Genomic DNA, 26,298 nt, shown 5'->3' with positions numbered 1-26,298 from the left:
CCACTAGAGTTAAGATAAAAAACGCACCTTTCGAGGTGCGTTTTTTTATGGCTGATAAGCGTTGATGATGAGCACTTCATAGGTGAGATACACACAGGGCTGGCCGTTTTCGTCTTGCCCTGAGAACTGCTGCCAGTAAGCTTGCTCAAACTGCTGCAAGCTTGTCTTTGTCCAAATAAACGGTTCTATGCTTTGCGGCTCTACGGTAGTTTGTCGTTGGGTTTGATTCGTCGAGACACCAGTCATTTTCATATGTTTTAGCACGTCATACGGCCGACTAAACGGTATATCGAAACGCTGGGTCGATAACTGTATCTGTTTGAGGTTGGCTTTATTTAATGCTAAACGCCAGGCTTCAATAGCTGGATAACTTAGACCTTGACCAGTGAGGGTCTTGATCTGCTGAAAGTTATTTGGTGTAAAAGTGCTCAGCAGTAGCTGGCCACCTGCTTTGAGGCGTTTGGTCAACTGTGATACAAAACCTAATGGATCATCAAACCACTGTATGGCATTGGCACTGACAATCAAGCTGTGATTTGTCTCTAGATCCATCGTTTCTGCATCGCCAATACGCAGTTGTGCCGCCGGCAGTATAGCCTGTAAGTTTGTTGCTTGCTGCGCACACAGCTCGTTGATGATCCAGCGTTTGCTTTGCATGCTTGCTGCCAGTAACTGGGTCATCTGTCCGGTACCAGCACCCACTTCCAGCACGCTATCTTGATGCGTATGGGTGATGGCAGACAGTAAGTGTTGACAGACATGCTGCTGGATGTGAGCGTGCTGATCATAGGTATTGGCTTGGGCAAAATGACGAGCAATGATCTGCTTTCGAGCGCTCAGCTCGCGTATGGTACTGGGGTGTTCTGTCATGTTTATTCATCCAAAATGTCATGAGTGTTTGCTTGGGCAGTCTTAATAAATTTTTTGGTTATAAGTGCTCGATCAAACGCTGACAGTCCGCTTGACTTACTTGGGCATTCATTACCAAGCGAATGCGTGCGGTATTGGCAGGAACGGTCGGCGGTCTGATGGGTAAGGCGTAGAACCCCGCTGCCTGTAACTGCGCGGCTTTGGCAAGCGTTTGGGCGTTATCACCCAATATATAAGGCACGATAGGGGACTGATAAATAACCTCTTGCGGCGCTGATGATGCGCGATGCGCGGGTGCGATGGCTTGGCTAAGTTGGAGAGATATCTGAGCCAAATGTTGTCTACGCGCTTGTAGCTCAGGCATTTTTGCCAAAATAAAACGCGTCCAAGCATGATTGATCGGTGGTAACGCGGTACTAAAGATCAGTGGACGCATGTGATTGATCAGCCATGATTTCACCGTGTCATCGCACAAAATATACGCGCCGATCGACGCAAATGCTTTGCCAAACGTTCCCACTAAATAATCGATATCAGTCAGCGTTTGCGTGTCTTCTGCCAAACCGCAGCCGTGGTCACCAAAGACGCCGACCGCATGGGCCTCATCCACATATAGCTCAATACGACTGTCTAACGCTTTTAAGCGTACTAAGGCACGTAAGTCCGCGCGGTCGCCATCCATACTAAAAATACTTTCGGTGATGATAATAATGCGCTCAACGTCACCCTCAGCTTGGGCTAATAATGTGGCCAAGTGCGCGTAGTCATTGTGTCGATAACGCCGATAAGTACATAGTTTATTTTGGCTCAGGCGGATACCGTCGATAATGCTGGCATGCACTAGCTTATCTGCCAGAATAAGAGTTTTAACGGGCAAGGCAGTGAGGGCAGGCAAAATACCAATATTGGCGTGATAGCCACTGTTTATTACCAACGCCGATTTCGTAGCGGTTTTATTTTTTACACCAGCGCTATTTTTTGTGCCCGCGGCCAGTTGATACCATTGTTGTAGTTCGCTCTCCAGCGCTGATAGTTGTGCATCATTGCCTGTTAAAAGGCGTGAAGAGGTGGCACTCATTTTAGGCAAGTGTAATGAGGGAAACTGCTGTATGTATTCAAAAAATTCGTCTTGCAGTGCTATGTCGCTACCCAGTCCAAGATAGTCATTACTGGCAATGTTTAGTAGCGCTTTGCCATGGCTGATTACGTAGCGCCCTTGATGCTCAATATCTGGTAGGTGGCGGTACTGCTGCGCGCTTTTTAGCTGCGTAAGGGCAGCTTGTAGTCGCTCATGAATTGGGGTAGCCATACTGAATTGTCCTTTATCGTATGTTAAACCTAGGGAGGAGGTGTCATCACAAGAGGGAAGTATTGCACAGAATCGATAAATGTAACAGAAAGTTTCATATATCTGGCTTTGTTACCCAGGCACTGATAAATACTTGCAAATCTTAACTCGCATACCATCAAACACTGACAGAGTGCTCGAAATAGTTTGTTACTATGTATTCATCGTTAGCAAACAAGGCGATGGGGTCTAAAAGACCGATATAAAACTGATAACTTGTTTGTCCAAATTTATTTCAAGGAGCTAATAATGAAAACTCTACAAAAAACTCTACTTGCCCTAGCAACGGGTTCTTTACTTACCGTAAGTGCACAAGCAGCCATCGGTTATGGCAACGGCTACACAGGACAGCCTTATGCTGGTGTAAAAGTTGGTCAGTTCGATATAGATGTTGATGGCGCTGATGATCCAACGGCATACGGTGTATACGGTGGTTACAACTTCGATCCTAACTTCGGTATGGAAGTCGAGTATGTCGGTTCAGACGATGCCGATTACTATAACGGGGACATAGACGCTAAAACGTACGGTGCTTATGGTACTTATCGTTACGCTTTCCCAAACACTGGCTTATATGCCAAAGGTAAATTAGGTATTGCAAAAACTGAAGTAGAGGGCGATTACACAGTTGGTCTTAATCGTGTATCTGTGTCAGACGATGATACCAGTATCGCTGGTGGTGTAGGTCTTGGCTATGCTGTAAACCCTGACTTCAGTGTTGAAGCTGAGTATGACATGCTAGGTAGTGATGCCGACCTAATGACTGTTGGTGCCCAATTGAAGTTCTAATAACTTCTTAGGTAGCAGCTTATTAAATAAAAACGATCGCTTCGGCGGTCGTTTTTTTATGTGTTTCATTTCTATATGCTTCCATAAGTTTATGGAGAGACATCCCCTCTAGATTGATGATTTTTAAGAAGTTGTATTCTCTAAAAGTGTGTTACATTAAAAGCTAGAACCTCAGAAAAAATATAGGGAGGGTAGCCGTAATGGAGACACTTTGGATGATTGAACCGTGGCATTGGCTGGTATTAGGCTTCGTGCTGCTCATTGTTGAGATGTTTGTGCCGACATTTGCAAGCCTGTGGTTTGGTGCAGCTGCCATCATAGTTGCTGCGCTGACATGGTTACTGCCTATTGAGCTCTCTGTGCAGATCGTTATTTGGTTGGTACTTTCTGCAGTTTTTTTGGTGGTATGGTTCAAGTTTATTAAACCTTTATCGGTGGATCGTACTAAGGCAGGACTTGGCGGTAGTGTGATCGTTGGCGAGACAGGTATGATCGTTCTACAACCGCAACCAGATAGAGCGGGCGTCGTACGCTTTAGTGTCCCAATTGTGGGGGCGGCAGAATGGATGTGCCGTACGAGGGGAGAGATAGTCACTGTCGGTGATCGGGTTGTGGTGACGGATATCGTTGGCAATGAGCTCATTGTGAGCAGTATGAAATCGCAAGCTGTGCTCAATAAAAACAGGCAAATACAATAATAGGGAGGGGTTATGGAAAGCTTTAGCATTGTCATGGTGGTACTGGTCGCACTGGTCGTGTTTACTATATTCAAAGGAGTGCGAATCGTACCGCAAGGGTATAAGTGGGTCATTCAGCGATTGGGCAAATACAGCCAAACCCTAGAGCCGGGGCTAAACTTGATTATCCCTTATGTGGATGATGTGGCTTACAAAGTAACGACTAAAGATATCGTGCTTGATATTCCTTCACAAGAAGTCATTACGCGAGACAACGTCGTTATTATTGCAAATGCAGTTGCGTATATTAATATTGTACGCCCTGATAAAGCGGTTTATGGTATCGAAGATTATGAGTACGGTATTCGCAATCTAGTACAAACGTCATTGCGCTCAATCGTTGGTGAGATGGATCTAGATAGCGCGTTGTCTAGCCGTGATGAAATCAAAGCCAAGCTCAAACATGCCATCTCAGAAGACATCTCTGATTGGGGCATCACCCTTAAGACGGTAGAGATCCAAGACATCAATCCGTCTGCTACCATGCAAACAGCCATGGAAGAGCAGGCAGCAGCCGAACGTCAACGCCGTGCGACAGTGACACGTGCTGATGGCCAAAAACAAGCGGCTATCTTAGAAGCGGATGGCCGCTTGGAAGCCTCACGTCGTGATGCTGAAGCACAGGTGGTGCTCGCCCGTGGTTCTGAAGAGTCAATTCGTCTGATTACGAATGCGATGGGGACTGAAGAGATGCCGATTGTTTATTTGTTGGGTGAACAGTATATCAAAGCGATTCGTGAGCTGGCGGAATCTGACAACTCAAAAATGGTGGTCTTACCAGCTGATATTTTAAGCACAGTGAAAGGGATGGTTGGGGATAAGCTGAAAGTGTAGTAGCAGTATTTATATAGGCAGTTTAAAATAAAATCGATACGTTAATAGCCACGTGCGTCTGGTATAGGTTTTTCTTGCTTGCTGCTAATAAAGAGGCTGCGAAACAGTCATTTCAGTTGCTCTGACTCGCTTTTAAAGTGAATCGACTATATTTCAACCTCTATCGTTCACAGCAGTAATTAAATAGTTAAAGTGCATTCTAAAAATAGTCAGTAAGCGTTTTACGCGCTGGCTATTTTTTTGAGTGTGATTTACCAGCAACCATTTTACTGGTTTAATAAAAATAATGATGCAAGGAGTGCGGAAATGACGAAGCAAGATGCACATGCTGAAATGAGACAGATGAAGGCGTTCTCTCAAGGCAGTCCACTGCCTTATACCATACTTGATGCCACGCATACCAACGCTGCCTATCCTAATCAAAAACTAGAGATCCGCAATGGTGGCTATGGTTCAGACGTGGCCGCCCATCCTACCAATGCCAATCAATTCTATGTACTGACTGATCGTGGTCCCAATGCCGACTTTGACGGGTGTGCTGGAAAAGGTAAGCAATTTCTTGTGCCAAACTATACGCCGTCTATCGGATTATTTGAGCTGCAAGCGGATGGTAAAATTATTAAGATAAAAGAGATACTGCTTAAGGATAGAGACGGCAACCCTATCTCTGGACTGCCAAATCCAAAAGCCTTGGGCGGTACCAATGAAGTACCTTATGATGTCGATGGGAAACCAATGACGATGAACCCACATCTACCGTTTGATGAAGTGACCAATCCTATTAAAACCGATATTAATGGTTTGGATCCTGAAGGGCTGGCGGCACTTACAGATGGTAGTTTTTGGATCGGCGATGAGTATGGTCCGCACCTCGTCCATTACAATGCAGAAGGTGTGGAGATTGCACGTATCAACGCGTTTGCCAGTGATGAGCGTAATAATGTGATGATTAATGACAAGCCGATTTTATTACCGACAGAGCTTACCAAACGCCGTGCCAATCGCGGTATGGAGGCATTAACGATTACGCCAGACCAGACCACGCTAGTAGGTGTTATAGAGTCTTCATTAGATAATCCTGATGAGTCAGGGCGTATATCTGATGTCGTACGCATTGTGACGATTGATTTAACATCGGGAAAAATAGCACAATATCTGTATCGTTTGGATAAAGCGGAGCACGTGACGTCGGGCATAGTAGCGCTTAGTGACCATGAGTTTTATCTTATTGAGCATGACCGTAAATTCCCGCTACAGGATAAGTCTGCTCAAAAGCTCATTTATAAAATCGATATCTCTCAGGCAACAGATATTACAACCATTTTAAACACCAACAGTGTCAAACAAGACGAGGCTGTTGGTTTGACAATCAATGACCAAACACTTGAACAGCTTATTGCAACAGACGAAGAAAACTGGCAAACACTTAAAGGAATGTCCATCATGCCAGTGGAAAAAACCTTGGTCGTTGATGTTTTGGCTACCCTAGATTATCCACATGACAAACTTGAAGGTTTGTGGTTGCGCCAAGATGGTTCATTGGGCTTACTGAATGATGATGATTTTGCAATGACAGATTCAGAGACCATGCATTCAAAAAATATGCATTCAGGGACAATACATTCAACAAGTACTGTTGAGAAAAAGTATTTGGATCGAGAAAAAACGATAGAAGATGCTAATAGACTGTATATCGTTATGCCCACTGAATAAAATGAGTGGACTATTAACAAATAAGAGTACGAAGAGCAGTAATATAAAAAAAGACCTCATTTGAGGTCTTTTTTATGGCCGCTAATTGTCTTATAGAGCCATTTTTTAAATAACTTTTGAAAAACGGTTTTTGTGTTTTTTCTCAAGATATTCGTCAAACACCATGGCGACATTGCGGCCTAATAGACGACCTTTGGGTAATACTCGAATACCCGCTGCGTCCATGTCAATTAAACGGTCTTCTTGCATCGCACCCAATTGTTGAATTTCATCAATAAAATAGGTAATGGCATCGATACCGAATTTTTGATTCACGTCTTTGAAGTCAATGTAGTCGTGGCACAACAAATTCATAATGACGTATTCACGCAGGCGATCTTTGATAGACGTTTTAATATACTTTACCGCAGGCATAGTCATCAGATTGGTTTGCGCAGCATCAATGTTGGCGTGATAGCCTTGTAAGTCGGTATCGTTTTGTAGGATGTAGCGCGTGTTAGCATTGGCAATCTGACTGATGGATGAGACCCCGAAACCCAATAAATCACAGTCGCCCATGATGGTGTAACCTTGGAAGTTACGATGTAACTTGCCTGCGCGCTGGGCCACTGACAGCTCGTCATCAGGCTTGGCAAAATGATCAATACCGATATATTGATAGCCCGCTTCTGTTAGCGTATTGATGGTATTACCCAGCATAGTCAGCTTAGCGGCTGGGCTTGGCAAGTCCTCATCTTTGATTTGACGCTGGGCTTTAAAACGTTCTGGCAGATGGGCGTAGTTGAATACTGACAGACGGTCTGGTGACATCTCAATAATGCGTTGCACCGTTTTAGCTAAGGTGACAGGCGTTTGATGCGGTAGACCGTAAATCAGATCGATATTGATAGAGTGAAAGCCCAACTCGCGTGCTTCGTTCAACACATTTTCAATCAACTCTGCTGAATGCACACGATTGACGGCAATTTGTACCGTCTCATCTAAATCTTGTACCCCTAAGCTAATCCGATTAAAACCAAGATTACGTAGCGTTTTCAGCGTCTCGCCACTCAACTCGCGTGGGTCAATTTCAATAGAGTAGTCGCCTTGGTCTTCAGGTAGAAACTCAAACTGGGTCTGCAAAAATTCCCACAACTGAACCATTTCCTCATCACGCAAAAACGTGGGCGTGCCACCGCCTAAGTGCAGTTGCTTAACCAGAGGCTTGCTGCTGCCTTCTGGCGCCGATAGCAGGCGGCGTTTGTGCTTAATCTCAGCAATTAAGTACTGCAAATAATCGCCTGAGTCGCTATTTTTTTTGGTGATAATTTTATTGCAAGCGCAGTAATAACAAAGGTGACGACAGAATGGGATATGAAAATATAAGGACAGAGGCGCACGGGCTTCACGGTTTTGAAGAATTTTTGTCTCAAGATCGTCAGGGATTGGTGAGAATTCAAGCGCCGTTGGATAAGAGGTGTAGCGAGGCCCTGAACGATTGTACTTATGGATAATGGTTTCATCAAAGGCGGGCAGCTGCTTACTAGTGATACTGCCACGCGTACTGGCATAAGGACTTTCTGTCTGCATAACAGGGCGCGTGGTCGACGGTTGCGCATCCGCATTGTTGTAAGGCTGCGGATTGTTTTGTGCTGAAGGGTCTGTCATGCGGTGTTCCTCGTTTTAATCCTAGATATTGCTGCTGATAGGTTATTCATGGCTGCATGTATAGTCGCTATTATAGCAAATCCTTATTAGCAGTGGGGTGGTCGGGGCGTGCTTTTCTTTCTTAAAAAAGTCCTATTTCGTATGATCCAAAAAAACCCCAGTTCGGAGCTGAGGTTTCTTATTCTACGTTTGATTTACCGTTACTATTCTCTTAACTGAATGATATTGCCCACTGCTTGCTCATTGATGTCCGTCTTATTAAAGGGCAGACGAATCCAGTCTTTTGCTGAGTAGCGCCGTGTTTGGTCACGATGATAGGGACGAGTGCTATCTGCTGACTGCGAGAAGGCCAATAAGGCTTCAACAACAGGGCCTTTGTCATCAAATGTGACTGATTGCATATAAGTTGGACCATTGGTGATTGGACCATAAGTGCCATCACTGTTTTGGCTTGAGCTTGCAACATTAAAAACGCCTTCGCCTCCGAAGCCCCCGTGCATAGGAATCTTCTCACCGTTTTCGCTATCATCAATAACAAATTGTAAGTCGGCGAGCTTGGCATCAAGCGCAATATTTTTACTATTGTAATAGTTAATAGAATCGCCTAAAGCGGTACGCATTTTGTCATTAATGATCAAGTCACGCGGGGTATTGAGAGGATCGTTTTTATCAAAGGGCACTCTAAATCCTGCATAGCTGTTAAACCCCAAGTTGCTCCAGAATTTTCTAAAGACATGAGCGCCTTTACTATCAAGATTATTACGGCGATCCCAGTTGCTTAGGATGTCACAAGCTTGAGTAGCATCAATAGTACTACCACCCGATAGTGGTAATGTCGGATTGGCTCGACAGTCTTCTAAGATATCATCAAGTACCAATTCAGCGGCATAACTGCGATTACTGTAGACAACCTGTTGCAGGCTATCAAGATCAAAGGTATGACCGCCTAAACCATCTTTATTACTTAATCGATCAAATATTTGGGTAAAGGCCATACGAGTACGGGGAGAGAGGGGTTTAGCATCTTCAGAGAAAGGTAACAACTCACGTCTCAATAGCGGCGAAAACCCTGTTAGCGGCTGCTCTGCATTACTAAGCCAGTAAGAATCATTTGAGTTAAGAACGTAGTCATCACGAATCAAAAATGGTAAGTTTGAACCACCGAAGATACCTGCTTGCGGTGAATCTGCATCATTACCCCATTCACAAGCAGCAGTACTACCATTGAGTGCAGGTAAGTTGGATGCTATTAAAGCGCCAAGAGCTGGACCAGCATTAGCACTACAAGCCGCCAGTTTTTCTGCTGTCACATTAGGAACGGTTGATATATCTGCATAAAGTGCTTTACCGTAACGGTCGGTTGCTATGGTATTGACAAATCCTAGACCTAGAATCCCTTGCATTCTATCCTTCAGGTCTTCAACGCTAGTTGCCATGTTCATACTACGCCACTGATTGAGTGCGCGTGGGTTTTCAGAAGCCGCATCACGAATAGTATAGGCCACGTTGCTGGCATCACCCCAACTAGGCAGTTGACCGTTCAGCGCTTTGGCATTCAACATCGGTCCATATTGAGATAGATACAAAGATTCAACGCGTTCCCCACCATCTGGCAACTTAACTGTCACCTCGACTTCTTCGATATCACGCTGCTCAAGCACACCATCGCTATTTAGATAGTTATACTTCATAGGATCACCGTTTACCAAGCTTAGCTGATAAAGGGTAAAGCGTTTGGCGGTAGAAACCGTGTGACTCCATGCGACATCTTTATTGAAGCCGATGTTGATAAAAGGCTGACCTTGTTGGGCTGCACCCATAACATCCAGCTCACCTGGTATTGTCAAATGAAACTCATAGAAGCGCTGAACACCGTTCCACGGTTCATGTGGGTTACCATAGAGAATACCCTTGTCAGTACCTGTGACTTCGCTACCAAAGGCATAAGCATTACTACCGCCATTTAAGACGTTAATCGTCGTCATATCGAACTCAGGAGCAGAATCGGCTGCTGAAGTTGTCTCAGCGCTGCTCATTCTTGAGCTGCCCATAACCACGTCTTGTGCTGGTGGCGTAGCGGCAACGATAGCGCCCACGAAGTTAGAGAGTCCACCACGTAAATTGGCTTTGCCATAAACTGTCAATAAATCATCAGTAGTGATCTCTCGAACCCACTCAGCGTTGGCACAAGCTGGGTCGATATTAGCGACACCTGTATCGCGCAAATACCTGCTATAACCTGCCGCATAACCCGTCACTGCATCGATAGTTTCAGGGTCCTGAGCTGCTAAGAATTCAGCACGTCGCTCAGGAGAGTTATACCACGTATAAAATACATCATTAGCTAGGTTACCTTGATCACCCAAATATCGCATACTCTCACCGCTAGCGACGACAACTTCTTTCGCCAGTGAGCAAAAGTTATCTTCTGCAAAAGCATAACCAACGCCATAGCCTAGACTTTTATAATCATTGGCAGTGATATGAGGTATACCGAATTCAGTACGTTGGATGTCAACTGAGTAAGTCTGTTGCGGTGTTACCGAGCTATTGTTGTCATTTCCAAAACAACCAGACAGCCCAATTGAGACGGCAATTGAGAGGAGTGCGAGCTTGGGCACGCGCTGATTAAGCAATTTGATGCTCATAAATTATCCATCCATGGTTAATTGTGTTGTATAAATTTGCGGTAAAACGCGGCCAGCAAACTTGGTATGATCAATAAAGTCCTTTTATTGCCAATACTCTTGCTGATCTTGAGTGTCTTGTAGTGAGGCTGTAGTGAGATTAAGATTATCTAACGTTCTGATGGTATTGCTAGTAGGTGACCTTTTAGATAATTTATCAAACAGTGTAGCCAAAGTAGACTGAAAGTAAGAGCACTGGTTTATCATATAACAGTTTTTGTTGTCTACGCTAGTAAATAAATTAGGTAATAAAAGACGACATTTGCGCACTAATAAATAATACTTTATGATAAATTATTCCCTATATTAGGAAGCACTGATGTCGTTTGCTCAAGTTTATACCCGTTCGGTCGTCGGTTTGCATGCGCCTAAGGTTATTATTGAGGTGCATTTATCGCAAGGACTGCCAGCCCTGACCATTGTCGGTTTGCCTGAAGCGGCGGTACGAGAAAGTAAGGATCGCGTACGTTCTGCGATTCTTAACTCTGGTTTTCAGTTTCCCAATCGGCGTCTGACGATTAATCTGGCACCTGCTGATTTGCCAAAAGATGGTGCCCGTCTGGATCTACCCATTGCCATAGGAATACTGGCGGCAAGTGGGCAGTTGGAACCGGACGTGCTATCAGGATTTGAGTTTATTGGTGAGTTAGCGCTCAATGGTGAGCTTCGGCAGGTGACAGGTAGTCTGGCAGTCGCACGTGCGATCAAAGCTGAAGGATTGGCATTAAAATTAGCACAAGTGTTAGAAGATAGTAGCCAAAAGCGCAGTGAAGCATCACCTTCAGTGCAGACGACACCGCAACTCATCGTACCAATCAAGAACGGTGCTGAGGCCAGTCGTGTGGATGGTGTGACGATATTAGCCGCACCAAGTTTAAAGAGCGTTTGTGATCATTTGCAGTCATTATCAGACTCAGGTGAGCTTGATACGCGTTTAGAGGTGGTACCGCCTAGCCCCGCACCAAAGCAGGTAGGCTATAAAGTGGATCTAGCGGATGTGAAAGGACAGCATCATGCTAGGCGCGCGCTTGAGATTGCAGCAGCAGGCGGCCATTCGTTACTATTTACAGGGCCGCCCGGCTCAGGCAAGACGTTGATGGCATCGCGGCTACCGACTATTTTGCCAGATTTGAGCGCTGAGGATGCGTTAGAGGTCGCCAGTACGTATTCTGTCGCAGATAGCGATTATGATTATGGTACACGGCCATTTAGGCAAGTTCACCACACCATATCGGCAGTGGCGTTGGTGGGTGGTGGCTCGCGCCCCAAACCTGGCGAGATTACCCTTGCCAATAAAGGCGTTTTGTTTCTTGATGAACTGCCAGAGTTTGATCGGAGTGTGCTGGAGGTATTACGCCAGCCATTAGAAGCCAAGCAAATCACCATTAGCCGCGCCAACTCTCAAATGACTTTTCCAGCCAATTTTCAATTAGTTGCTGCCATGAATCCCTGTCCGTGTGGTTATGATGGTGACACATCAGGCCGTTGTCGCTGCCGTCCTGAGCAGATTAGACGCTATCAAGACAAACTATCAGGGCCACTGCTTGATCGTATTGATTTGCACATCACGGTACCGGCGTTACCGATTGCTGATTTGCAAAATGCGGAGGCTGGCGAAACCTCCGAGCAGGTTCGGCTTCGAGTCGCTGCTGCTCACAAGCGCCAATTACAACGGCAGAAAAAAGTAAACAACGAGCTTAGCCCTAGCGAGATTGACAAATATCTGCCCCTAGGGGAGAGTGAGCAGCAATTACTGCAGCTCGCTCAGCAACGCTTAAATTTATCGGCACGTGGCTATCATCGAGTATTGCGAGTCGCACGTACCATTGCAGATCTTGCCGATAGTGCTGATATCACTAGTGCCCATGTCTCTGAGGCCCTCAGTTATCGCAGTAAATAACAGAGGTCAAATGTCAGCCACATTTCTATTGTGGTGAGCTGACTACCCTTTTTATTTGAGTACCCAATCTAGCAGTGCCTTAAAACTGTCAAAGGCTTGGTTAGGCTGGCTATCACGAATATCTTTGCCATAATTATAACCATACGATAAGCCAACCGTATCGATATTGGCACGCTTGCCAGCTTGGATGTCATTGATAGAGTCCCCAATCATGAGCGCTTGGGTGGGATCAAACTGTAGTGTCTCACAAACATGCAATAAGGGTGCAGGATCGGGTTTTTTGACAGATAAGCTATCACCGCCCAAGACCATGGCGAAATATGAAGTCCAGCCTAGGCTTGCTAATATGTCGGGCACAAAGCGTATCGGTTTATTGGTGACCAATGCTAGGGTAAAACCAGCGTCTGTTAACTGTTTTAAACCTGTCTCGACGTCAGGATAAGCGCTGGTCTTGCTCGTGTCGTGGGCAGCATACGCATCGAAAAACAAACGCTCAGCCGCTTCTATCTCTGCGTCTGACAGATGGGGATCAACCTCAATGCTACCAGAGAGTGCGCGCTCAACCAGCATACGTGAGCCGTTGCCTACCCACTCTTGTATGGTGTCAATAGGATAGCTCGGCTTTCCTAACTGGCCAAGCATGATATTGGCGGCGTCAGCCAAGTCTGGGACGCTGTCGATCAATGTGCCATCAAAATCAAAAATCAAAAGTTTCTTATTGTCTATTGTCATTATTGGTGTCCGCGTAATAGATATTTTGGAAGAGGGATGCTAGGGTTTATTACCTTAACACAGCAAGTCGTTAAGCCTCACTGTTTTGCCGCTAGCCATGATAAAACCATTATTATTTGACATGCGAGGCATGATTATTAAAGCGTTTTATGCTTATTCAACGTCTTTATAACGCTCACGATGTTCAGCTTTCATCATCAAATAACGCTCGTTTTTGCGGCACAGATCCCATTTTTGTTTAAAAATACGCGCTGATTCTGCTTTAATTGGGTCCTCATCTTGCCGTGGTAGCTCTTCACGTCCGTGCGCCCCGCTTTGGCCTTTTTTATCATCTGGGACTGGGCCTTTGTACTTTTTACCGCCTTTATGATTGGCATAGCGGCGGGCGCGGGTATAGCCCATCTGGATAAATTTACGCGCCATATCAGCGCCAACAAAATCATCAGCCGCCAGATAATCCAAAAACATCTGATAAATCGTCTCGCTGCTCTCGCGGGCAATATCAGGCGTCGCAAAGCGCCAATGCGGCAGTATCTCAGATTTATAAGGCTCGACCAATAACACGCCTTGCTCACCGCGGCCAACCCGATACAACTCAGGCTGCGCGCGCAAATCCAAGTTTTGATAGTCCAAATCGTAATCAAACTCTCTCATAACGTCCCCTGTTGTGGGCAGTGAGTTTTAGTATACTGAGCCGAGCCGTTTAAAAAACAGTCTAAAAATGTTGTCCAGCTGTGAAAGGCTGAGAGTGATAGACTTTATTGCCATAAAATCGCACTATTTTCAGGCATAAAAAAACCCTCAAATATCACTATTTGAGGGTTTTTCGAATCTAGTAACGAATGGTGGCTCGAGGCAGGATCGAACTGCCGACACACGGATTTTCAATCCGTTGCTCTACCTACTGAGCTATCGAGCCGTCTTCGTTGAGGTCGCTATTAAACTAAATATACGCGTCGCTGTCAAGCTATTTTCGCATTATATGTGATAAAAGACCAAAAATAAGCAAATTTTGATAAAATCAAAGGGTTTAAAGCTGTGTTTAGTCCTTGACGCGCAGTAGCTCGTACTCGCTCATGATACGATGAATATCGGCATCAGCAGGAACAAATTCACGTACGCCTTTTTTTACCTCAGCATCATAGACCAGTTTAATGAATTTTGCATCGATGGCACGGCCGCGATTTTGTGGATGTACCGTCAGGTATTGCAAACGCTTGGCATTGGTTTGCCCATCATCAAAGCAGGCAACGGCCGCGATAGGTTTGTCATTGAACATGCCGACATAGAGACATTGACCCCGTTTAAAGCCTTGCTCAACGAGACTTAATACTTCTGCTCCATCAGGCTGTGTATCATCGCTATCATACAAGGCGTGTAGACGCTCCGATAGCTCATTCTCACGGGCAGGCTTTTTAATCAGGGGCGTATCCAAGCTGTGGATGGCAATCGCTTCTAAAGGCATAGGAGTTCCTATAAACAGACGGTTTCTATAATATGATATAGCGTGGCGTTATAGCGTCGGTCATGATTGATTAAACTGAAGTCACTATTTTAGCAGAATGAGGCAATTTTGTGCGTGGTTTACGGCTTGGTCGTGGCAGTAAATGTTAGGGTTTGCTATGATGAGAATAGACAGTGTCACCTATGCTAAAAATCAAACTTTAGTATCTTGTATAAACACTATGCCTTCTTTGAGATATTTTTAGAACATCTTTATGGTTAACGAATTTAGATGCTAGCAAAATGTACTGGGTGTTTTTTTGCCCTATTTTATTGACCGCTTTTTATTGATAGAGAGTCGCCATGACAGCCAATGCTTCTGAGCAAAACCCTTCGCCAAATGCAAACCTATATGGTCGTCCCGCCCGTACTGCGACTGTGGAACGCAATACGGCTGAAACACAAATCACTTGTACCGTAAACCTTGATGGTACAGGTCAAGGGGTGGTGGATACAGGTGTGCCATTTTTGGATCATATGATCGATCAAATCAAACGTCACGGCTTGTTTGACTTAGACATCAAATGTACAGGCGACACGTTTATCGATGATCACCATAGCGTTGAAGACACGGGTATTACGCTAGGCCAAGCGTTTAATAAAGCGCTTGGTGATAAAAAAGGCATCCGCCGTTACGGGCATTTTTACGCGCCTCTAGATGAGTCTTTGACCCGTGCAGTCGTTGATCTATCCGGTCGCCCAGGCCTGCACATGGACATTCCTTTTACGCGCTCGCATGTGGGCCGCTTTGATGTCGATTTGTTTAGCGAGTTCTTTTATGGTTTCGTCAATCACTCATGGATGACGGTGCATCTGGACAACCTCAAAGGCAAAAACAGCCATCATCAAATCGAGTCAACCTTTAAAGCGTTTGCCCGTGCGCTGCGTATGGCTTGTGAGTATGATGAGCGCGCGCTTAACACCCTGCCATCGACAAAAGAGGCGTTTTAATGGCCAAAGTGACCAAAGTAGCGTTATTAGATTATGGTATGGGCAATCTGCATTCTGTGAGCAAAGCGCTGGCGCTCGTCGGTGCCGAAGTGGCTATCACTAATGACCCAAAAGTAGTCGCGGCTGCGGATAAGATCGTATTTCCGGGCGTTGGTGCGATGCGAGACTGTATCGCTGGCATGAAAGATGCTGGCATCGATGAAGTCATACAGCAGGCGATATTCAAAAAGCCTGTCATGGCCATCTGTGTCGGTATGCAAGCACTGTTTGAGCAGTCAGCAGAAAATGGTGGGACAAATTGTCTTGGTATTTTAAAGGGCAGCGTAGAAGCGTTCGATCCCACGTGGAGGGATGAGCAAGGCGCGACCATCAAAGTGCCGCACATGGGCTGGAATACCATCAGCGGCATGGATCTTGATCATCCGTTGTGGCATGGTATCGAAGACAACGCGCATTTTTATTTTGTGCACAGCTATTATTGCGAGCCTAGCGATAGCTCACAAGTGGCTGCTATCTGTGATTATGGTCAGCCGTTTTGTGCCAGTATCGTGCAAGATAACTTGTTTGCCACTCAGTTCCATCCCGAAAAAAGCCATACCGCGGGCTTACAATTGTTAAAGAACTTTGTGGAGTGGGACATTTAGACAATATGAGTTGAAGACTTGGTGCAGTAGGATGAGTTAGTAAGTGTGTAACCTGAGCGAGGAGGGCGCAAAGCACGGTTTTGCCTCGCGCAAGAGAGTTTGCATTGTCGCAAACTCTTTTTTATTTTTAGTTATTTCCTACTCTTTTATATGTGGAAAACAAAGTGGACTTTTATATCTTTAAGACAGGCATTATGAATGCCACAGGGCTAGAAAAAGATGCGCTGCATATTTACGTCGGTATGAGCGTGTATCTATTGAGTTTAATTCTGCTGCGTCCACTCTTCAAAAAATACAGTGTCAGGGCGTTTATGGCTTTAATCCTGGTGACGGGTATTGCCCTCTTGGGTGAGTATTTGGATAACCGCCATACCATCACCGAGTTGGGCGTTTCAGGGATGGGACGTGCTGAGCTAAAGGCCAGCATTCATGATATTGTGAATACTGGCTTGTGGCCGTACGTGCTCTATGCTCTCACCTTATGGACAAAAATTTTTCAGTCAGTCACTCAGGTTAAACGCCATAAAAAAACGGACTACTAGTCCGTTTTTTAGTTGCTGTGTGTCACATTTTTACAATTCACGTTTTTAAGACTTTTTACTGATCGCCTCACTAGTCATTACTGTAATTTGCCAGATTAGCTACTCCGTAACGTAGACGCTTAGCAACTCACACTTACAAAGCTTACGAAATATAAAAAGTCTGTACTATTTAACGCTTCCTCAGTTTGTTATCTTAAATTCAAAGGGTAGCGACATTGACGTGTCTTTTAAAATTATCGTCTTTATTTATTACTTAACTCGCTATCCGTTCACTATAACTAACACCTTCCAAAAGTTTGACCAAGTTAATCGACCGTTTTGGGATGGTTATAATAATAAATAGGAAGCACTATGAATATTCAAGACCTACTAGACAATGCAAAAGATACGTTGGGTTTACAGCCCCAAGAAACCAACGCGGGCGTGTATATTCCTTCGAAGTCATCGTTAAAATTGGCAGCACCAAACAAAACCAATTACGACCATACCGAGTACGACACGCCTTATACCGGCAATAAAAAAATCCTGATGGTCTGTACCGAGCAGCAATACATGACCATGGAAAACGGTAAGAAGTTTGAGACTGGCAATCATCCGGTTGAGATGATGGTGCCTTTGTTGCACTTTAAAAAAGCGGGCTTCAATGTGGACGTCTTTACGCCAAATGGGGAGTCTGTCAAAGTCGAGCAGTGGGCGATGCCAGAAGACGATGACGACGTCAAACAAATATACGCGGAATACCAGTCAAAGCTTGAGAAACCTAAAAGTATCGCTGACTTTGTCAAAAATGACATGACCGATAGCGATGACTATGCGGCCATATTTATCCCAGGTGGTCATGGCGCAATGCTTGGCTTGCCGGAAGATGAAAGTCTTGGCGAATTGCTACGGTGGGGTTATGACAACGACTTATTCGTGTTAGCGATTTGCCATGGACCTGCGGCTTTATTAGCGGCTAACTTAGGCGATCTTGATACGGCAAATAAAGACGCTAAGTCTGAGTGCGAGTTTATCTTTAAAGGTTATGAGATAGTCGCGTTCCCAACTGCAATGGATAAGCAAATGCCAAAACTCGGCTATTTGCCGGGTACTATGCCTTGGTACTTTGGGGATAAACTCGAAGAGCTAGGCGTCACGATTGATAATAAACTGGCATCAGGGCAGACACACCAAGATAGAAAGCTCATCTCAGGGGATGGCCCTTTGGCGGCCAATGAGTTTGGTAAGCTTAGCGCTAAGGAATTACTAAAAGCGCTTAACTAAAAGGTTGGTATGCGCTTACAGCACAAAAAAACGGACTATTAATAAGTCCGTTTTTTGTGTTTATCACGAACGGTTTTTACTTGGCTTCATCATAAAGTTGGCGTACCACTTCCCCAATTACTTTGATACCATCAGTCAGCGTCTGCTCGTCCGCTGCGATACTCATACGAATGCACTCGTGCGCGTGCTGATAATCACTGACGTCGACACCGGGGAAGAAGTACTCGCTTGGCACAATCAATGTGCCTTTGTCTTTTAAACGCTCATACAGCTCAAGGGTCGTAATCGGCAAGTCTTTAAACCATAACCAAAAGAAGATCGCGCCTTCAGGCTTGTGAATCATGAGCGGATAATCACCCAACGCATCTTTTAGCAGCTTCACCGCAAGTTTCGCCTGCTTTTGATAAAACGGCTTAATCTCATTATCAGATAGTTGCTTGATACGATCGTTTGCAACCAATGGCGTGGCAATCGCCGCCCCAAAACGTGTCGGTGCTAGGTTCACCACCGCATTCATCGCGCTGACTGCTTCGATTACTTTCGCATCGGCCACGATGATACCCGTACGCATACCGGGCAGGCCAATTTTGGACAAGCTAAAGCACAGAATCGTATTGTTATCCCAATGCAAATTAACATCAGAATAGATAATATTGGGGAAGGGCATGCCATAAGCATTATCGATAATAAGCGGAATGTCATAACGCTTGGCAATCTCAGCCAAATGCGCCATTTCGTCATCCGTCAGCACGTTGCCCGTCGGGTTGGTCGGGCGTGAGCAGCAAATCGCGCCGATACGACCTTCCTTGAGCGCTGGCAAGTTCTCTAATGCCTCAAAATCCACGCGATATTTAAAGAAGCCTTCCTCGCCATCATGCGTCACTTCATCGATATGTGGCAATACCGCCGCGAAATGTTGCCCTTCCACATGCACATCACTATAGCCAATATACTCAGGAGTCAATGGCAGTAGAATGGACTTGTCGACAGATTCGCTCTGCTCGTCTGTGAACGCCCCGCCAAATAGATTAAACAGATAGAAAAATGCATTCTGTGAGCCATTGGTCAGGGCGATGTTTTCTGCCGTGAGGTTCCAATCATAATGACGGTTAAAGAAGCCAACCAACGCATCGATAAAGCCAGCATCCCCTTGCGGATTGGAGTAGTTCGCCATGCTAATAATCGCGCTACTATTGGGTACGCCTGCGTCGTTATCAACGCCCAGCGCCTTATAGGTCTCCAAAAACAGCTCATTGACGGCATCAATTTTGGCAGGGTTACCACCGCCCAGCATGTTAATTGGCTGATCGCTTTTTAGCGCGTCGCCCAGATCATCCATTAATTGTGAGATGCCAGTGGGCTGGGTAAATTTTTGACCGAACTTTGAGAATTTCATAAGGCTACCATGCTGTTTGGAAGGGTGTTATAAGTGGGTATTGAACCGATAAAGTTGGGCTAGTATAGCAAATGAGGGCTATAAAATAAGCAAAGTGCGGGGTAGATATTGACTTATATGTCTATACAGCTTATGAAGTAAAAAAAAGCCCTCTACATGAATAGAAGGCGTTTTGGTTTGAGGTTTTAGAGATTAAGTGTTTGGTAGCTAATTCTGCTTTACGCTTGCTGTAAAAGCTATAGCCCACCAAGCTACCGTTTCAATCACTGTTAAAAAGCCTTGCTATGGTTACTATTGTTAATTAATCGAAGCAGTTAGACTAAACTTCTTTTGTCAAACGTACATCAATTGTCGCTGTCATCCCGACTAATTTATTATTTAAGGTGGTTTGCAGTAAATCTCTATCCTTGATATCAGTATCATCCTTTAGAATCACTACTAGATGATAAACTGGATCTTCATCTACTGGGTTTTTTCTTAATAATCTTTCATAAGCAGCTATTGAACCCATCCATTTGCCTTTAAACTCCTCTAATATCTCCATCCACAATTTTTTCTGTACAGATTTTAATCCTTTACTATCAACCTCTTTAACAATCCTTCTAACTTCTGCTGAATTTTTAAGGAGCTCATCGCACTCTATACATTCTCTAATATCATCTTGTAAGTTAGTTAACTCTATAAGATAAACATTATTATCAACAGATCTAAAGTAGTCTACTTTCTTCAGAATATTAGCATTAAACCCTAAATCTGAAGCTAACCCAGAATTACCGTCTAATTGTATAGCGCTTTTAGTTGACGATTCTATGTTACCTTCTCTATCAGGATCATGCTGAATTATTCTTTTGTAAGGCATTAAATCAATCATCAAAAAGACTCTTTTTAATTGAAAGGGCGTTATAAGGTTTTAATAACTCAGCTCTAGCAGAAGCTATTTTCATAATAGAGCTATTACCTTCTAATTCTAGTAGAGTTCCTTCCCCATTAAAATAGCTAGTCGAAATTAAATTATCATTTTCAAAGTGAACTTTGTTGTCTATATTAAACTCTAATGCTTTAAGCATATCCGAGCTATGAGTAGTAATAATCACATACACGCCATTTGTTGAAAGATTTATCAAAACTTCAGATAGAATGCTTTGCCAAGAAGGATGTAGGTTAGATTCAGGCTCATCTATGAAAATAAAAGCACCCTTGTTTATAATGTTTTTGCTTAGCACAGCTTGAATAATTCCTATATTTGTCATCCCAAAAGACACTAAGCTTTTAGATATACTATGCCCTTCTAGATTTTGAAATACCAAATCATTATTACTAGAATCAAAATTGCCTTTTAATTGTTCCCTTAAATTCTTAGCACTTTCGACAATAAAGCTTGGACGCTCACCATCCTTAAAATTAGTAAATAAAAGTTCTTTTAAGTCAAGAAAGTGTTTTGGTACCCCAGAGAGTTTCTCGTCATTAACCTCTTTTGATAGTAATCTTTTATAAGGTCTATTATTGTCATTAATCAATGTTAATAAACGCCAGTAAACCGGAGATTCGAAAAATACTAGTCTATTAATTTGAATTATTTTTTCAAAGTACTTTTGATCAAATTTCACATATATATCATTATCAATATCTATTCTAATATCAATCAATTCTTTTATTTTAAAAATACACCTACTTTGCCCAAAATTGATGATATCTTTTAATTCTGATATCTGAAAATTTTCTTTGATCTCATTTTGAAGAGCTTCTTTTGTAAGTTCTATATAGGTATTAATTGGGCTTTGAAGATAGGTTACCAAATCTTCTAACTTTGAAACTATTGTATTAACTTCGATTCTAAATATTATATTGCTTAAATCCCCTTTAAGTCCTATATTTCCTTTCATGGTATCCGAAAAGATACTAGATTCTTTCGAATTTTTTTCTTCATTTATCACTTTGGGAATTACGTGCTTTTTAAAAAATAAAGAAGATTGCTCGATAATATCTATCACAGAAGAGTAGTCAACATTATCTAATGTCAAAAAATCTTCCTCATTTATGATACTCTTCAATGTATTGAAAGTATTTTTAAATGAATTCAATTCTATTAATTCAATATCATTAAGACTTAAGTCTTCATTTTTAATAGTTTTCTCAAGCAATTTAGTTATTTGAGAAATAGTAGTAGTCATTTGTTTGGCGTAGATATTAGTATTAATGACATTTAAGATAGAGTAAAGGAGTTTTGTAACAAAGCTTTTACCCGTGCCATTTTCTCCTGCAAGAATTGTTAGAGGCGTAATAGTAACATTAGCTTCTCTAATAGCACCTAAATTCTCAATATAAACATCATAATTCATTATAGCTTTCCTACTTTTAGTAAAGCGCATCACTTCAAAATATAGAGTATATTATCACCAATACATATTATCTGCTATTTTAGTCAATTGTGCAGCTTACTATTCGTTTTTTAGTGAAGTTTTTCAATTACAAAATTCTAGCTAATAAGAAATGCTTTTAGCCCCATGTACGTCGAAATAGCAGCAAAAGCAGGGTTAGCTACAACCACTAAATCATCGCCCTTACCCGTGCCATAATCCCGCGTCCAATCACCAATCTCACATAAATAATGGCAATGGCAAACAGCAAGACAACTAACGCCGCGCCGCCAATAGCCAAGCTCGTCCACGGCACACTAAACTGTAGATTAAACCACTGCGTGATAGCCGCCCATGCGCCAACGCTGGCGATGACAACGGCAAATGTCGCTGCGCTAATACCAAGCACGCTCAGCTCTAAAATATTGAGCATATATAAGTCGCGCTTTTGCATACCGAGCAGTCTAAATGACGCGCTGTCCTTCATACGATCTTGCGAGGTAGACAGTAGCGAGCTGATCAGCACCATGACGCCAGTCAGTAGAGCGAGTAGGGTAAAGACATAGACCAAGCGGCTCATTTGTACCACCAGCTCTTGGATTTGCTGCGCGATGGCCGTGCCATTGATGGTCGTGACGGCTGGGAACTCGCGTACCAGTTTGCTTTGTATTTCTGGAATCTCATCGGCGGGGACATGCGCGGTGGCAAACTGAATCTGCGGCGCTGCTGCCAATACAGATGGTTCAAATAAGAAGTAGAAAAAAGGACTGGGCCCTTGCTCAAACCGCGAGCGAATACTGGTAATCTGCCCGACGATCTCAATCCCTTGGATATTAAAACGCACCTGATCACCCATACCGACATTTAGCAGGTCAGCGGCGGTGTCTAAGACGGACATAGGTACGACAGCTTGGTCGGGATTTTGCTCGTTTTGTGTATCGACAGGCGCATACAGTTGATCGTCTGCTACCGCATCAGTAATGAATTCGGTGTCCATGATTGTGTCGGCATAGCTTAAATTAAAGACCCGCGTGGGATCATCGAAGCCATCCGCAGGCACGATATCTTGTACCGGTACATCATTGGCGGTGACCACGCGTGAGCGAATGACCGGATAGTAGCTCACGGGCGCGCCGATGATGTTATCGATCTCGTCATGTTGATCGCTTTGAATGTCTAATAAGAACAGGTTGGGCGCATCTTCAGGATAAGCATTGATGAACTGGGCATTGATACTATGATTGAGCGTGGTGATAAGGGTTAAGACCGCTACCGATAGCGACAAAGTCACAAAAAACAGGGCGGATTGATTGCCTTTACGTGCAAGGTTATGAATGGCAATGCGCGGCATCCAGCCCATGGTAGAGCGTTTGGCGAGCTTAGCAAGCAACCACAACCAACCGCGCGCCAGCGCCCAAAATATCGCCACAAAGCCGATTAGTCCAAGCAATAGCTGCGCGCCGAGTACCCAAGAGCCAACTTCATACGCAAAAAACGCATACAGACCTGCGAGCATTACCCCGTACCACAATAGTGGCACGAGTCGATACCAAGGCAGGTTTTGCGCCTGCGTGCTTACGCCTTGGTTGAGTAGGGTGGCAGGCTTGTTGGTTGTCAGCGTACTTAAACCGCGCTGGGTAATAACTAAGGTCAGCACTAAGGCGATAACGCTGGTTTTAACCGCACTAATAGGATTGATGGCGAGGCCCACGTCTGGCGGCAAGATCGCCATGAGATACGGCTGACCCACTTGCAGTAAGCCAAAGCTTAGGACAGTCGCTGCGACACAAGCAATGACAGCGGTGATCGTCAATAGCTGATAATAGCTGCGTTTGAGTGAACCAAGCGGCTCGCCAAGTGCCAAGCGAATCGCATTGTTAGATTGCTGCTTAGTGACAAAGGCGGTGATGACGCCATACATGGCAACCGCTGATAGTAAAAGCACGGCAATGACCAATAGCTTTAAAAACATCAGTACATTGTCAGAGATACGCGAGACAGAGGTATCTGCCGACTCCGCATCAGAGAGCTCGATGTCAGGATAATTGGTCAATATTTGCGTGAGCTGTTCGCGCTGCTGAGTCATGAGTTCAGGCTTACCCGCCAGCTCGATACGATAATTGACGCGGCTACGCTGGCTCAACAAGTTGGTGGCGGCCAGCGCGTCTTGTTGCATCAACACGCGACCACCAAAACCAAACGCGGTCAATGGACGATCAGGCTCTTTGGTCAGCACGTCACTGATAGTAAATTGACCGTCACCGATGGTAATACGATCACCGACATCCGCGTTTAAGCCGTTAAGGACTTCAGGCGCGACCACCACACTATCGGCGTTGAGCTGTTGCCAAAGCGGTTTGCCTGAGGCCAGTTCTACTTTTCCATAAAGCGGGTAGTTGGGTGAGACGGCTTTGACGCGGGCAAGCAAGGTTTGCGTATCGGTCACGACCATCGCACTAAACTGATAATCAAACACTTTTTGCGCATCAGCGATCGTATCTACCTGCGCCAACACGTCACTTGGCCAGTCTTGTTGACTGTTCAATATCAAGTCACCACCAACGAGCGCCCGCTGATTGTCATTGACATAGGTATCGACCGACTGCTGGATAGAGTCGAGGGTCAGATAAGTGGCAAGCGATAACGTAAGCGTCAATAAAAACAAAACCGGATAGACCCAGCGTTGCCACCAGCTACGACTTAAAGCTTTGGCGCCTAAATTGCGCGTGAACACTCGGCTGATGAGAGACTCAGAGTGAGTAGTTGAGGTACTGCTTATCGAAGTACTGTTCATGGACGACTTATCGGTTGAGGTTTTGGTCATTAAGATACAATCCGTCCATCATGCATGGTAATGACGCGATCGGCCATTTCCGCCAGCGCAGGGTCATGGGTCACGACTACCAGCGCTGAGCCAACTTGTTGGCGTAAGTCCAATAGGAGCTGCATGACTTGGTTGGCATTTTGCTCATCTAAGTTACCAGTTGGCTCATCAGCAAACACAATCTTTGGGTGTGAGACCAAGGCGCGTGCGACCGCTGTACGCTGCTGTTCACCGCCTGATAATTGATTGGGCAGGCTGTCACGTCTGTGTCCCAAGTCCACGGCATCAATCAGCTCGTCCACGCGTGCTTGATTGGGACGTCTTGCGATATCTAAGGGGAAAGCGATATTTTCTGCCACGGTCAATGTCGGCAGTAAGTGAAACGATTGAAACACAAAGCCCATGTCACGCTGACGAATGACAGCGAGCGCATCTTCATCAAGTTGGCTTAACGTTTGATCGGCCAATTCAACAGAGCCGCTATCAGGGTAATCTAACGCGGCAAGCAGCCCCAATAAGGTCGATTTACCGGAGCCTGATTTGCCCATGATGACCACAAACTCGCCTGCATTGACATAGATGTCTACGTCTTTGATGATGGACAAGGTTTGCTCACCGACTTGTACCGTTTTGGTGAGTTTTGAGGCGGTCAGTAAGGTTTTATTTTTAGAATTTGATGTCGGTTCTGATGTTGTCGTCGCATTGAATAAGGTCATTACATAGTCTCAGTAGGCGTGTTTTTTGCTGCGGGTTCACTAGCATTTACTGAACCATTTGCGTCGGCTGATTTTAGCTTTTCAAGGGTAGGCGCTAGGACTGGCAAGATATTATCATTCACGATAACCGCGTAGCCCTCTTTGGTTGGATGAATGGCATCGGCTTGGTTCAGCTTAGGATCGCCGCCCACACCTTCTAAGAAGAAAGGAATGAGTGTCACATTCATGTCTTTAGCCACACGCGGGTATATGGCGGCAAAAGACTGCACATAGTCAGAGCCAAGGTTGTCATAAATTTGCATGCCGCCTAATATAACTGTACTGCCGTTGTCTTGTAGACGCTGTACAGCAGTACGAATATTGGCTTCAATAGTCGCCACATCAATACCGCGCATGGCATCATTGGCACCAATCGTCAAAATTGTGACATCGGGTTTGGTCTGCAACACCCAATCTAAGCGATTGACTAAGCCCGTACTGGTCTCGCCGCTTAGTCCTGAATTAATCACTTTGGCATTTTTATAGCCCCGCTCTTGTAGGCTTGCTTCTAGCTGCGCCGGATAATTGGCATCACTAGCGACGCCCAGCCCTTCCGTCAGAGAATCGCCAAGTGCTAATATCGTTAACTGGGATGGCTGCTCTTCGGCTGCAGGGGTGGTTTGCTTGGTTTTGGGTAGGGTCTCAGAGATTTGAGCGCTGGCGGTCTGACTGGCCGTGTTTGGATTGTCATCCGTTATGCTGGGTTCAGGGTCTTGTTGACAACCGCTAATGCCCAAGACAACGGCCAAAATAGCCACTGCTGGCAAACAATGAGCGAGGCGAGAGGATACATTCATCATGATATT

At 44.7% G+C, this 26,298-nt stretch carries 22 protein-coding genes and 1 tRNA gene; 9 read left to right on the top strand and 14 right to left on the bottom strand.

Annotated features, from left to right (window positions below):
- Positions 1-45: 45 nt before the first annotated feature.
- Entirely contained in the window at positions 46-870 is an 825-nt protein-coding gene (locus B2P60_RS11610) for a methyltransferase domain-containing protein (RefSeq protein WP_286741489.1), read from the bottom strand.
- Positions 871-928: 58 nt separating this feature from the next.
- A complete protein-coding gene (locus B2P60_RS11605) occupies positions 929-2,179 on the bottom strand; it encodes an 8-amino-7-oxononanoate synthase (protein ID WP_286741487.1) in 1,251 nt (416 codons plus the stop codon).
- A 288-nt stretch (positions 2,180-2,467) separates the two neighbouring features.
- On the opposite strand from B2P60_RS11605, the gene B2P60_RS11600 reads away from it, so the two are divergent.
- From B2P60_RS11600 to B2P60_RS11585, 4 genes are all read left to right on the top strand, one after another.
- Positions 2,468-3,007 (top strand): porin family protein, encoded by a 540-nt coding sequence (locus B2P60_RS11600; protein WP_286741485.1) that lies wholly within the window; start codon positions 2,468-2,470, stop codon positions 3,005-3,007.
- A 200-nt stretch (positions 3,008-3,207) separates the two neighbouring features.
- Positions 3,208-3,705 carry an NfeD family protein gene (locus B2P60_RS11595; protein ID WP_286741483.1) on the top strand — a complete coding sequence of 166 codons (498 nt, stop codon included), beginning with the start codon at positions 3,208-3,210 and terminating at the stop codon, positions 3,703-3,705.
- A gap of 12 nt (positions 3,706-3,717) precedes the next feature.
- Positions 3,718-4,578, top strand: a complete 861-nt coding sequence (locus tag B2P60_RS11590) for an SPFH domain-containing protein (protein WP_193006446.1) — start codon at positions 3,718-3,720, stop codon at positions 4,576-4,578.
- Between the two features lie 306 nt (positions 4,579-4,884).
- Positions 4,885-6,291, top strand: coding sequence for an esterase-like activity of phytase family protein (locus B2P60_RS11585; RefSeq protein WP_286741481.1), 1,407 nt, complete (start codon positions 4,885-4,887; stop codon positions 6,289-6,291).
- A 105-nt stretch (positions 6,292-6,396) separates the two neighbouring features.
- Here B2P60_RS11585 and hemN read toward each other — a convergent pair whose 3' ends face one another.
- Complete coding sequence (gene hemN / locus B2P60_RS11580; RefSeq protein WP_414706670.1) at positions 6,397-7,860, bottom strand: oxygen-independent coproporphyrinogen III oxidase; 1,464 nt, start codon at positions 7,858-7,860, stop codon at positions 6,397-6,399.
- Positions 7,861-8,141: 281 nt separating this feature from the next.
- Complete coding sequence (locus tag B2P60_RS11575; protein WP_286741477.1) at positions 8,142-10,586, bottom strand: penicillin acylase family protein; 2,445 nt, start codon at positions 10,584-10,586, stop codon at positions 8,142-8,144.
- Between the two features lie 358 nt (positions 10,587-10,944).
- Here B2P60_RS11575 and B2P60_RS11570 point away from each other — a divergent pair, with 358 nt between their 5' ends.
- Positions 10,945-12,525, top strand: coding sequence for a YifB family Mg chelatase-like AAA ATPase (locus B2P60_RS11570; protein WP_286741475.1), 1,581 nt, complete (start codon positions 10,945-10,947; stop codon positions 12,523-12,525).
- A gap of 51 nt (positions 12,526-12,576) precedes the next feature.
- Here the strand turns inward: B2P60_RS11570 and B2P60_RS11565 are convergent, their stop codons facing one another.
- The 4 genes from B2P60_RS11565 to B2P60_RS11550 all read right to left on the bottom strand — a co-directional run bounded on the left by B2P60_RS11565 (position 12,577) and on the right by B2P60_RS11550 (position 14,722).
- A complete protein-coding gene (locus tag B2P60_RS11565) occupies positions 12,577-13,257 on the bottom strand; it encodes a phosphoglycolate phosphatase (RefSeq protein WP_286741473.1) in 681 nt (226 codons plus the stop codon).
- Between the two features lie 153 nt (positions 13,258-13,410).
- Positions 13,411-13,911, bottom strand: coding sequence for a DUF4385 domain-containing protein (locus B2P60_RS11560; RefSeq protein WP_286741471.1), 501 nt, complete (start codon positions 13,909-13,911; stop codon positions 13,411-13,413).
- A gap of 189 nt (positions 13,912-14,100) precedes the next feature.
- Positions 14,101-14,176 (bottom strand) — tRNA-Phe (locus B2P60_RS11555).
- Between the two features lie 123 nt (positions 14,177-14,299).
- Positions 14,300-14,722 carry a hypothetical protein gene (locus B2P60_RS11550; protein ID WP_230710358.1) on the bottom strand — a complete coding sequence of 141 codons (423 nt, stop codon included), beginning with the start codon at positions 14,720-14,722 and terminating at the stop codon, positions 14,300-14,302.
- A 341-nt stretch (positions 14,723-15,063) separates the two neighbouring features.
- Between B2P60_RS11550 and hisB the strand changes: the two genes are divergently transcribed.
- The 4 genes from hisB (at position 15,064) to B2P60_RS11530 (ending at position 18,160) form a co-directional block, all read left to right on the top strand.
- On the top strand, positions 15,064-15,711 hold the full coding sequence (gene hisB / locus B2P60_RS11545; protein WP_226949526.1) for an imidazoleglycerol-phosphate dehydratase HisB: 648 nt from the start codon (positions 15,064-15,066) through the stop codon (positions 15,709-15,711).
- Positions 15,711-16,355, top strand: coding sequence for an imidazole glycerol phosphate synthase subunit HisH (hisH, locus tag B2P60_RS11540; protein WP_230710356.1), 645 nt, complete (start codon positions 15,711-15,713; stop codon positions 16,353-16,355). The genes hisB and hisH overlap by 1 nt, the downstream gene beginning before the upstream one ends.
- 194 nt (positions 16,356-16,549) lie before the next feature.
- Entirely contained in the window at positions 16,550-16,897 is a 348-nt protein-coding gene (locus B2P60_RS11535; RefSeq protein ID WP_286741468.1) for a hypothetical protein, read from the top strand.
- A 351-nt stretch (positions 16,898-17,248) separates the two neighbouring features.
- Complete coding sequence (locus B2P60_RS11530; protein ID WP_230710353.1) at positions 17,249-18,160, top strand: DJ-1/PfpI family protein; 912 nt, start codon at positions 17,249-17,251, stop codon at positions 18,158-18,160.
- A gap of 76 nt (positions 18,161-18,236) precedes the next feature.
- Here B2P60_RS11530 and B2P60_RS11525 read toward each other — a convergent pair whose 3' ends face one another.
- The 6 genes from B2P60_RS11525 to B2P60_RS11500 form a co-directional block, all read right to left on the bottom strand.
- The gene (locus B2P60_RS11525; RefSeq protein ID WP_286741467.1) at positions 18,237-19,556 is read right to left on the bottom strand and encodes a valine--pyruvate transaminase; all 1,320 of its coding nucleotides are present in this window, start codon (positions 19,554-19,556) and stop codon (positions 18,237-18,239) included.
- Between the two features lie 319 nt (positions 19,557-19,875).
- Positions 19,876-20,427, bottom strand: a complete 552-nt coding sequence (locus tag B2P60_RS11520) for a hypothetical protein (RefSeq protein WP_286741465.1) — start codon at positions 20,425-20,427, stop codon at positions 19,876-19,878.
- Positions 20,420-21,895 (bottom strand): AAA family ATPase, encoded by a 1,476-nt coding sequence (locus B2P60_RS11515; RefSeq protein ID WP_286741463.1) that lies wholly within the window; start codon positions 21,893-21,895, stop codon positions 20,420-20,422. The genes B2P60_RS11520 and B2P60_RS11515 overlap by 8 nt, the downstream gene beginning before the upstream one ends.
- 208 nt (positions 21,896-22,103) lie before the next feature.
- Positions 22,104-24,737, bottom strand: a complete 2,634-nt coding sequence (locus tag B2P60_RS11510) for an ABC transporter permease (RefSeq protein ID WP_286741461.1) — start codon at positions 24,735-24,737, stop codon at positions 22,104-22,106.
- Positions 24,737-25,453: an ABC transporter ATP-binding protein gene (locus B2P60_RS11505; protein ID WP_230710971.1), complete on the bottom strand. Its 717-nt coding sequence runs from the start codon at positions 25,451-25,453 to the stop codon at positions 24,737-24,739. The genes B2P60_RS11510 and B2P60_RS11505 overlap by 1 nt, the downstream gene beginning before the upstream one ends.
- Positions 25,453-26,292: an arylesterase gene (locus tag B2P60_RS11500; protein WP_286741459.1), complete on the bottom strand. Its 840-nt coding sequence runs from the start codon at positions 26,290-26,292 to the stop codon at positions 25,453-25,455. Before B2P60_RS11500 ends, B2P60_RS11505 begins: the two co-directional genes overlap by 1 nt.
- Positions 26,293-26,298: the final 6 nt, after the last annotated feature.

This window comes from Psychrobacter sp. UBA3068, from assembly GCF_002366815.1.
Lineage (GTDB): Bacteria > Pseudomonadota > Gammaproteobacteria > Pseudomonadales > Moraxellaceae > Psychrobacter > Psychrobacter namhaensis.
This window is presented reverse-complemented; position numbering and strand designations above follow the sequence as displayed.

Bases quoted from the DNA above. Each gene is read 5' to 3' on its own strand.
- B2P60_RS11530 (WP_230710353.1), top strand. From the start codon at position 17,249: ATGAATATTCAAGACCTACTAGACAATGCAAAAGATACGTTGGGTTTA.
- B2P60_RS11595 (WP_286741483.1), top strand. From the start codon at position 3,208: ATGGAGACACTTTGGATGATTGAACCGTGGCATTGGCTGGTATTAGGC.
- B2P60_RS11600 (WP_286741485.1), top strand. From the start codon at position 2,468: ATGAAAACTCTACAAAAAACTCTACTTGCCCTAGCAACGGGTTCTTTA.
- B2P60_RS11500 (WP_286741459.1), bottom strand. From the start codon at position 26,292: ATGATGAATGTATCCTCTCGCCTCGCTCATTGTTTGCCAGCAGTGGCT.
- B2P60_RS11510 (WP_286741461.1), bottom strand. From the start codon at position 24,737: ATGACCAAAACCTCAACCGATAAGTCGTCCATGAACAGTACTTCGATA.
- B2P60_RS11515 (WP_286741463.1), bottom strand. From the start codon at position 21,895: ATGAATTATGATGTTTATATTGAGAATTTAGGTGCTATTAGAGAAGCT.
- B2P60_RS11525 (WP_286741467.1), bottom strand. From the start codon at position 19,556: ATGAAATTCTCAAAGTTCGGTCAAAAATTTACCCAGCCCACTGGCATC.
- B2P60_RS11575 (WP_286741477.1), bottom strand. From the start codon at position 10,586: ATGAGCATCAAATTGCTTAATCAGCGCGTGCCCAAGCTCGCACTCCTC.
- B2P60_RS11610 (WP_286741489.1), bottom strand. From the start codon at position 870: ATGACAGAACACCCCAGTACCATACGCGAGCTGAGCGCTCGAAAGCAG.
- B2P60_RS11505 (WP_230710971.1), bottom strand. From the start codon at position 25,453: ATGACCTTATTCAATGCGACGACAACATCAGAACCGACATCAAATTCT.
- B2P60_RS11590 (WP_193006446.1), top strand. From the start codon at position 3,718: ATGGAAAGCTTTAGCATTGTCATGGTGGTACTGGTCGCACTGGTCGTG.
- B2P60_RS11535 (WP_286741468.1), top strand. From the start codon at position 16,550: ATGAATGCCACAGGGCTAGAAAAAGATGCGCTGCATATTTACGTCGGT.
- B2P60_RS11560 (WP_286741471.1), bottom strand. From the start codon at position 13,911: ATGAGAGAGTTTGATTACGATTTGGACTATCAAAACTTGGATTTGCGC.
- hisB (WP_226949526.1), top strand. From the start codon at position 15,064: ATGACAGCCAATGCTTCTGAGCAAAACCCTTCGCCAAATGCAAACCTA.
- B2P60_RS11570 (WP_286741475.1), top strand. From the start codon at position 10,945: ATGTCGTTTGCTCAAGTTTATACCCGTTCGGTCGTCGGTTTGCATGCG.
- hisH (WP_230710356.1), top strand. From the start codon at position 15,711: ATGGCCAAAGTGACCAAAGTAGCGTTATTAGATTATGGTATGGGCAAT.
- B2P60_RS11520 (WP_286741465.1), bottom strand. From the start codon at position 20,427: ATGATTGATTTAATGCCTTACAAAAGAATAATTCAGCATGATCCTGAT.
- hemN (WP_414706670.1), bottom strand. From the start codon at position 7,860: ATGCAGACAGAAAGTCCTTATGCCAGTACGCGTGGCAGTATCACTAGT.
- B2P60_RS11585 (WP_286741481.1), top strand. From the start codon at position 4,885: ATGACGAAGCAAGATGCACATGCTGAAATGAGACAGATGAAGGCGTTC.
- B2P60_RS11565 (WP_286741473.1), bottom strand. From the start codon at position 13,257: ATGACAATAGACAATAAGAAACTTTTGATTTTTGATTTTGATGGCACA.
- B2P60_RS11550 (WP_230710358.1), bottom strand. From the start codon at position 14,722: ATGCCTTTAGAAGCGATTGCCATCCACAGCTTGGATACGCCCCTGATT.
- B2P60_RS11605 (WP_286741487.1), bottom strand. From the start codon at position 2,179: ATGGCTACCCCAATTCATGAGCGACTACAAGCTGCCCTTACGCAGCTA.